Below are 8015 nucleotides of genomic sequence, written 5' to 3' on the forward strand. Positions count from 1 at the left end.
AAGGTGCAAATTTATTTTCACCGACGTACCCTTCCCGTTGAAACGTTTCCCTTAAAACCTTGAAAGTTTTTACACGGGGGTATATAAAAAAAAGAGCTATAAAGTATGCTCTTTTCATTATTATTATAAAGAAGTTTTTAGAATTATTGTTTTAGCTGTTTCTTCAATAAGAATTATTTCAGTCTGCAATTTTTCAAGGTTAGTACGGTTTGCTACAAATGGTATGGCCTTTTTTTCATCAAAGTCAGGGTTTGAATGAACAATTGAACATCTCAATGAATAAATACGTTTTGAAAGATTTCTCATAAACTCATCTTTTTTATCTTCCTTTTTCAAAGGTGGAAGTTTTAATTGTTTATCTCCACAAGTAATTGTAGTCGTTAAATTAAATGTGCCCAATAAACTATTTTCTTCTAAAAAAGTAAATATTTCATCTTTCTCTAAAAATTGGACTAAAACCCTTTCTATCTTATTTAAGTCTGTTTGATGTCGATCACTTTCTTTTTTTAAGATATTTAGGGCATCTCCTACATATTTATCCATGTTCAAATGGAAATCAGGTTTAAGGATCATTTCCTTAATTTTTTGGGATGCTGATAAAAACGCGCTCTTATCCATAAAATACTCTATAATATGAAAATAACATAAATATTTAAATGGTAGATAATCCATTTGGTGAGCAATTCTAAAATATTCAATTAATTCTGGTTGATACTTCTTATATGTTAGCGTCATTGGTGGTATGTTTTTTCTATTAATTTTTACCCCGATTCTACGTTTACTTTCAACCGAAATTGGTTCAAATAGTACATCTAAATTATAATTCACATCAAATATAATACAGTTAATTAAATCACGTAATTCAGTTACAAAAGCGTCTGTATTCCGATATTCAAAATTTTTAATTGTAAGAACAAATCTTCCTCTTTGACCAACCACTAATTTATTAAAATTATCCACCATCGTACCGTCAATTCTAGAAATACTTATTTCCAACGGTGTAGAGTTATAATTAATTTTTATTTCTAAGGGCTGCCTTAACCTATGTTTAGTCTGCATCCTTTTTCTAACTTGAGAAACATCTAAACTAATTTCCAGAGTTTTATCAAAATAGAACCCATTTATATCTTGCAATAATATCATTTCCGATAAAGGCAATACTTTAAAATTATTTAAGTCTCCTTCTTCGTCACTATCATCTGGGTCAATAATTAATTGTGTACTGGTATTTCCTTGTATACCAGAAACATAAATTAAACCATCGTCATATTCGTACTTTAGATTCGGATGGATTTCTTTAAGTTCTTCTAATATCTCCATTTTTCAACATCCCTACTATTTTTTTATGAGATAATATATTCTATTAACCATGACATTTTTCCTCCTTTATCTTCATTTTCTCTTTAATTTTCGACAAAATTTTAATTTCACCACTTTTCTTCATTAGTAAAATATGATTTCCTTGACAAATACTTTTCTAACCTCTTATGCACTTCGTTATGACATCGAATGCATAGACATTCAAGATTGTTTAAGTCCAAAGCTAAGGATGGATTTGTCTTCACTTCTTTCTTGTGATGCACATTTTCCGCCTTATGAAATTTCCCTTTACTTTTGCAAATCTGACATTCATAATTATCACGAATTAAAGCCAATTTTCTTAAAGACAACCATTTACTTGATTTATAGAATTTTATTAACTTATCCTCTTTAATAAATTGAACTAATTCTTTAGTCATCAATTCCTTCCCCCTTGTAACACATATTTTTATGTTTAGCACCAAATAAAACAGACTTAAGAGTTTCCCTTAGCCTCTTTTCCTCTTAATATATTCGTAGTGCAAAATATCATTTTGAAAGTGTTCTAGGTTTAAATGACTTTTAAATGAATTTATACCTAAATCATTTTTTGAAAAAGAATTCTTTATTAATGTTAATAAAAAAACCGTTCAATTATTGAACGGTCAATTTACTTTAATCAAATATGCTATATAGAATGCTAAAATAGTTAAACCAGCGAAAATAAAAGCAGATACATATAAAGGTTCAGTCTTTGGTTTTTGAATATTCCACTTCTTTCTTGCTTTAGATTCAAAAAATTTCGCGTAAAAACCAACATAAGCAGAATAAACAACAAGAGGTGCTCCTAGAACAATTATTAACCACTTCCAATTACCGATGATTGAATCAGTTGTAGCAAGAGACAGTAATACAATGAATGCACCTACTAATGTAAAACCAGAAGCCACTTGATTAGCGCATTTTTCAATCTTTTCCCATATGGTATTTTCTGGTGTTCCTCCTAATTTCGTTATCCAAATGCCATAAATAGTTACTAATACTCCAGTAATTATACCAACCGCCATCATAATTGGGTTGGTAAATAAATCGGTTATCCAACTGATTAATATTTTGATGATTTGAATAAAATCCATAAACTTCTTCCTCCTAATAAATTTCCCAACATATTCTTATCGGATGAAAGCAGAACTTTTTAAGTTAAGTATTATATTAGATTTGTTTTTTATATGTTTTATGTTCGTTTTAAATGATAAAAAGCACCCAATCGGGTGCTTATTGTTAGAATGATAGATTTCTAAATTTGTCATCATAAACACGAACTTTATATTCTAAAATGAATTGTTCGTCTTTTACTTTAACATCAGGAGCTAACACTATTGGAAATACATTTGCAGGAGTTTCTGCTATGTAAGTTATTGATACATCTATGTCTTCAAAAAGATACATATATATTTCACCATCATGTGTAAATCTTGCAGTAGATGAAATACCCGCGTTTTCTTTTACCTTGATGTATTTGCCCCTAACTGATTCTCTAATTTCAATTAACAGTTCTTGAAGGTTTATTGAATCGTCATAATGCAAATTAGCTTCATATAGACCATATATTCTAGATTGATCCATTGTTGAAAGAAAATCCCAAAATTTATTAATATCATCATTAAATACGATTTTAATAAAATCATAGGCAATTGCGATTTGTTCTGGTGTAGCCTTTTGCATAAAAGCAAACTTTTCATTTGTAATTACTTCAAATTCATTAGGCATAAAAATTTATTCCCTCGCTTTCACTAAAACTTTCGACAAAAACAGAATATATCCTTTAAAAAAAGAGCCCAACAATTAAGTTAAGCACTTTATGGGGAAGAACATTAAAAATAGTATTCATTTATAGTTGGCATTCGTATGACAAATTGTTATTTTATAAAATGATTTGTTAATATATCAATTTCATTTGAAAATGCAAAAAAATCCTTATCATGAGTTACTATTTTAATAGAATTATCTAAACATTGTTTTAAAAAGTATTGATCATTAAAATCAAAATCTCTTTTTTCTTTAAATAAATCATTAATATCATAATCATTAAAATTATCATTAAGTTTAATAGAATTTTTAAGAATTCTATCCGAAACTATTAATTGTAATATCTCAATAACTTCCTCAAATTCATTTGATTTTCTAAAGTCTCTTTTATAATCATAGTCGCTAGATTTACTAGCTTTAAGGATATTATACTCAACTTTACAATATGCATTAAAAAATTCAGAAAGTTGCAATGATGTAGTAAATATTAAAGAATTAGCCTCTAACACTTTTCTAAAGAAAGTATTATAAGCATTAACATGGTTCTCATAATAATTTCCAACACTACAAAACAAATGCATCCAAATATTTGTATCAAAAAAATACTTGTCTTCTTTTTTAGGAATAATTTTACTTATATGAATCGGTGATTTAATCATTTCCAAATTCTCCATTAATATTTTCAATTAAATCATTTTCTAATTTCAACTTAGCTCTAGATATTACTTTTTTTAACAAATATGTATCCAATGGATTTATATCAATTATTTTAAGATATGTATTTAATTCATATGAAGTAAAATCATTATAAAGTTTTGCAATGCCATTATTTAAAAAAGCTGTAGTCATCTGATCAATATTTTTAAAACTTAATTCTACCTCTTTTTTTTCTTGTAATTTTTCTTTTAATAACATATATAAATCGTTGCCACTGTCAGGTGCCACAGCATAATTTGAACCTATTATTTCTTTAACTTTAAGTAATACCATTATGTCACTCCTCAAAATAGAATATCAAAATCAAATTCGTCAACCTCAAACGTATATACTAAATTAGATTGTAAATTAACGATTGTTCCTGGAAAGTAATTATTCATTTCAAATTTACTAATAATATTGTTGGTTTTTTCCCAATATCCAAATCCAGAAATAATTTGAAATGTTCCTCCATTTTTTTGAAGAAATTCGTCGATGATATGTAGTCCTATTCCACCAAATTCTCCTTTTACCTTCGTGGTATTTCCTTCAATTGTTGCCCAATCAATTGCATCGCAATCCTTAATAAATGAATTATTAAATTTATTTCTAACATTTAATCCTATAGTGTTTCCTATATCTACAATTGTAAAGCATACCTTTTGATGGCTGTAATAATATTGACCACAACTTATTACTTTATCACTATTTGAATGAATTTTCACGTTAGCAAATATTTCACCTAAACTAGAAATAAAACTGTTTGCCACACTTGTTAACTCATCCAATCTTATTTTGGGTATTACTTCATCGATTATATACTTTGTAAATTCATTTTGTTGATTAACATTAAATATCTTATATTGAATTGTTGAGTGATATACATCATCCACATTTCCTAAACTATAGTATTTATAAAAACCGTTTTTCATAAACACAGTTCTTATTGAATTCGATGCTTTGTCAAATGAAACTATATTCCCATTTTTCCAGCAATGTTCTAACCATGCGCCTAAAACAGCTACTAAATTAGCCTCAAACCATCTTGTGTTTTTAAAATCAAGTATAATCTTACAATTATAAATCGTATTAATTTTAACAAATAAATCATTAAAAAAATTAAATCCATCTAAAGTATTTTCAACTTTTCTAGGTACAAGAATAGTTACTTTATTCATTCTTTATCACCTTAAATTTTCCCTTCTATTTTAGAACAAATTTTATATCAAATAAAAAATGAAAACTTCAAAAATTAATTTATTAATTACCAATCTTTTCTTCCATTTACTTCAATTAAAAAATGTTGGTTATTCGTAATAAATTTCGTTATTAACTGGTGAGCTAAATGGCCAACATCATTAACTAGATTAAAATTAATTGTTTCAATTTTGGACGTTGCATGTGCTCCAACTTTATTTCTTTTTGATACTATATTTCCTGCTCTATTATCAGAATTGTCAAGTGAGTATAATTCCATTACTTTAATTAACTTTCTTCTAGCTGTTACTAGTTTCTTTAAAATTTCAGTAATTTTAGTGTGCGCTTCTAAATCGTTGCCTACGCCCTTATATTCCTCATTAAAATTATTTATCAAAAAGTTATCAAGTAAATTATCAATACTTGTTTCAATGGAATTACCATAATTTTTTTTATATTCATGCTCATAGATTATTTCACAGCATTTGTAATATGTTAAAAATGCTTCTTCGTAAAGAGCTAAATCTACCAACCTTAAAGATCTAGCAAAGTAGTTTATTGAAACAATTGCTTTATTATTTTCTTCAGAACTCATCTTTTTAAGAAAGTCTTCAAATATTCTAATATTTCCTATATTTTTATTTTTCGTATTGGATTCTGTTAAAATCTCAACATTGGCTTGCTCATTAATATTTATTTCATTCGAGGCTTGAAGATCAAACCCGAATAAGAATGATAATATACTTAAACTTGTTTTTATATTAAGCCTCGCTCCTTGTAAATTATCCGCATGAGTTTTTATTATTAACTCTCCATAATTCTCAGATATATTTCTAACATACATTACATAAGAATTTAAAACTTTAAAATAAATATTTGTAGTTAACCCTAAGATTATCTTATTATCATCAAAATCTATTAATTCAAATGATGCATTGTAAGTATTCATTATATAACCCCTCCTAAAAATAAAGAACCTCATACGTTTATAACGAAGAGGCCTTATTAATAATCACGCCTATTTTATTATCGGCGCGTTTAATATTTTGTTGTACTGTTGATTTACTTATATTTAAGTAATTTGCTATTTGTTGAAATGATAAACAATGACCTCGACTCATTAAATAAATCTCTTTCTCTCTTTCTGTTAATACACTTAAAGCATCTATAATTTGCATTCTTTCGCTGTTTGTAACTCCATCCTTTTTTACTTCTAAATCCCAACTATACTCTGTTTCTATCGATTGGAAGTATTTTTGCATAATTAAAGGATTCATTGCCTTTTCCCTCTGAAAAGCTGCTCTTCGTTCAATACCACGCCTTAAGCCTGGTCTTTTCCCAGTTTCCATCCATTCGATTGAATAGTTCATATCGCTAATAATTTCACCTAAACTTTTAATGTATTCGACTTGTCCTTCATTGAAATCTTTTAATAGATTTTCTTTTGCTGATTCTATAAGTCTTTTTATTTTTTTTCTTGTAACCTTGTATTCTATTAAAAGTTTTTCCATAATTATCACTCCTTTTAAAACAAAAAAGACACCAAACAAACGCAAAGCGTTCATTTAGTGTCCTCCAGTTTACTGGTAGAATATTAATTAAGTTTTTTTAATTCCCTTTTATCATTTTTCCAAATAAAATCTTCTTCAATTAAATGATCATCAAAAAAATTAGTATCTTGCAGAAGATTCTTAAACTTCTCGCCCTTATTTGAATAAATAACATTGTAAAAAATCATTAAAAGTTCATATGATGAAAGTTGAGCTCTTAGTATACCCCTATACTGTCTTTTTTCTTCGTTATTTATAGCCTCATTATCGCTAAAAGTGTGGTTTTGTATCAATTTTATAATACGATATAAGTTTCTATAATAGTGACCAATTAAGTTTTCATACTTTTTATAAAGTTCTTCACAAGTATTAAATTTAAGAATTTGTAAGGGATTTTCATAAAAGGAATCTATGAATTTATAAAAAAATTCGTGATCTATTTTGTATTCTTTATCAAAATAATGTTTAAAGTTTAATTCATTTAAGAACTTTAGGCTATTTTTTTTATTATTTTTAATATTTACGTTGTAATAATCATTCTTTTCGGCATTATAAAATTTCAACCAATGGGGATTAGTATCATTTTCAACAGTTTCTACAAATCTATTATACTCCGAAAAGTCATAATCTTCTAATTCCTCATTATATGGTGGAGTATAATAATCAATATAATCCCTAATATACTTTTCTTTAAGATCAACTTTATAAAGAATATCGGTTAGACTATTTATATAATCAATATTTTCATTATGCAATCCATTCAAAAGGTTAACCATGTGTTTTTTATATGCCTCATTACCATAGTTAACTATCAAATCTTGATATAATTTTTGTATTACTGCTCTACCAGATAAATCTTCTAATTTAATTTCATTAAGAATATTGTGATGCAAATTAATCATATTGAAAAACGTACTGTCAAATTGTTGCTTTTTCATTGTTTCATTAGTAATTTCAAATTCTTTTCTTGTTTTTTCCACTTCTTCTCGTTGCAAAGACAATTCTTCTTTTTGCATAACTATTGCAGCAAAAACAAAAATCATACTAGCAAACGATAATAATCCTACTGAGGTTCCACCAAAAAAATCCCCTACTACACCAATTTCTTGAAATGAAGTAATTTTATAAGGCTTACCAATTCTATAAAAAATATAAAATGGCGACGCTATTCCAAAAAATGCAATAAATATCCCAAAGATCACTATCCAAGTTTCTTTTCTCAGAAAACTTATTTTTTTTTGTTTATTATCCTTAGTCATAATTCATCCTCCTCACCAAAGAGTTTTATAAATAAAAAATTAATTCTTATTTCCTTTATTCTTCTCCTTATTCTCTAAGTTATTAGTTTTTAATTCATCTGGAAACCTAATTGATTTTAGGATTGAAAGATACTTTAATTTATTTTTCGGAAAAATTATTGACGAAAAATAAATCAAGATAATTAAAAAAATATAAACTGTTAAC

10 protein-coding genes are annotated in these 8015 nt (G+C 26.8%); all 10 read right to left on the reverse strand.

Features of this window, described 5'->3' with window-relative positions; genetic code table 11:
• Positions 1-123: 123 nt before the first annotated feature.
• The gene (locus ACX6U0_RS20045) at positions 124-1320 is read right to left on the reverse strand and encodes a hypothetical protein (RefSeq protein WP_464961626.1); all 1197 of its coding nucleotides are present in this window, start codon (positions 1318-1320) and stop codon (positions 124-126) included.
• A 107-nt stretch (positions 1321-1427) separates the two neighbouring features.
• Positions 1428-1739 (reverse strand): HNH endonuclease, encoded by a 312-nt coding sequence (locus tag ACX6U0_RS20050; RefSeq protein WP_464961627.1) that lies wholly within the window; start codon positions 1737-1739, stop codon positions 1428-1430.
• Between the two features lie 225 nt (positions 1740-1964).
• Positions 1965-2435, reverse strand: coding sequence for a hypothetical protein (locus ACX6U0_RS20055; protein ID WP_464961628.1), 471 nt, complete (start codon positions 2433-2435; stop codon positions 1965-1967).
• Positions 2436-2580: 145 nt separating this feature from the next.
• Positions 2581-3069: a hypothetical protein gene (locus ACX6U0_RS20060; protein ID WP_464961629.1), complete on the reverse strand. Its 489-nt coding sequence runs from the start codon at positions 3067-3069 to the stop codon at positions 2581-2583.
• A 149-nt stretch (positions 3070-3218) separates the two neighbouring features.
• Positions 3219-3767, reverse strand: coding sequence for a PIN domain-containing protein (locus tag ACX6U0_RS20065; protein WP_464961630.1), 549 nt, complete (start codon positions 3765-3767; stop codon positions 3219-3221).
• Entirely contained in the window at positions 3760-4098 is a 339-nt protein-coding gene (locus tag ACX6U0_RS20070) for an STAS-like domain-containing protein (RefSeq protein ID WP_464961631.1), read from the reverse strand. Before ACX6U0_RS20070 ends, ACX6U0_RS20065 begins: the two co-directional genes overlap by 8 nt.
• 11 nt (positions 4099-4109) lie before the next feature.
• On the reverse strand, positions 4110-4982 hold the full coding sequence (locus ACX6U0_RS20075; RefSeq protein WP_464961632.1) for a hypothetical protein: 873 nt from the start codon (positions 4980-4982) through the stop codon (positions 4110-4112).
• 86 nt (positions 4983-5068) lie between these two features.
• Positions 5069-5950: a hypothetical protein gene (locus ACX6U0_RS20080; protein ID WP_464961633.1), complete on the reverse strand. Its 882-nt coding sequence runs from the start codon at positions 5948-5950 to the stop codon at positions 5069-5071.
• A gap of 37 nt (positions 5951-5987) precedes the next feature.
• Positions 5988-6512 carry a sigma-70 family RNA polymerase sigma factor gene (locus ACX6U0_RS20085; RefSeq protein WP_464961634.1) on the reverse strand — a complete coding sequence of 175 codons (525 nt, stop codon included), beginning with the start codon at positions 6510-6512 and terminating at the stop codon, positions 5988-5990.
• 83 nt (positions 6513-6595) lie between these two features.
• On the reverse strand, positions 6596-7810 hold the full coding sequence (locus tag ACX6U0_RS20090) for a putative phage abortive infection protein (RefSeq protein WP_464961635.1): 1215 nt from the start codon (positions 7808-7810) through the stop codon (positions 6596-6598).
• Positions 7811-8015: the final 205 nt, after the last annotated feature.

The sequence above is a fragment of the Gottfriedia sp. ABJ_BB2_2 genome, from assembly GCF_055484705.1.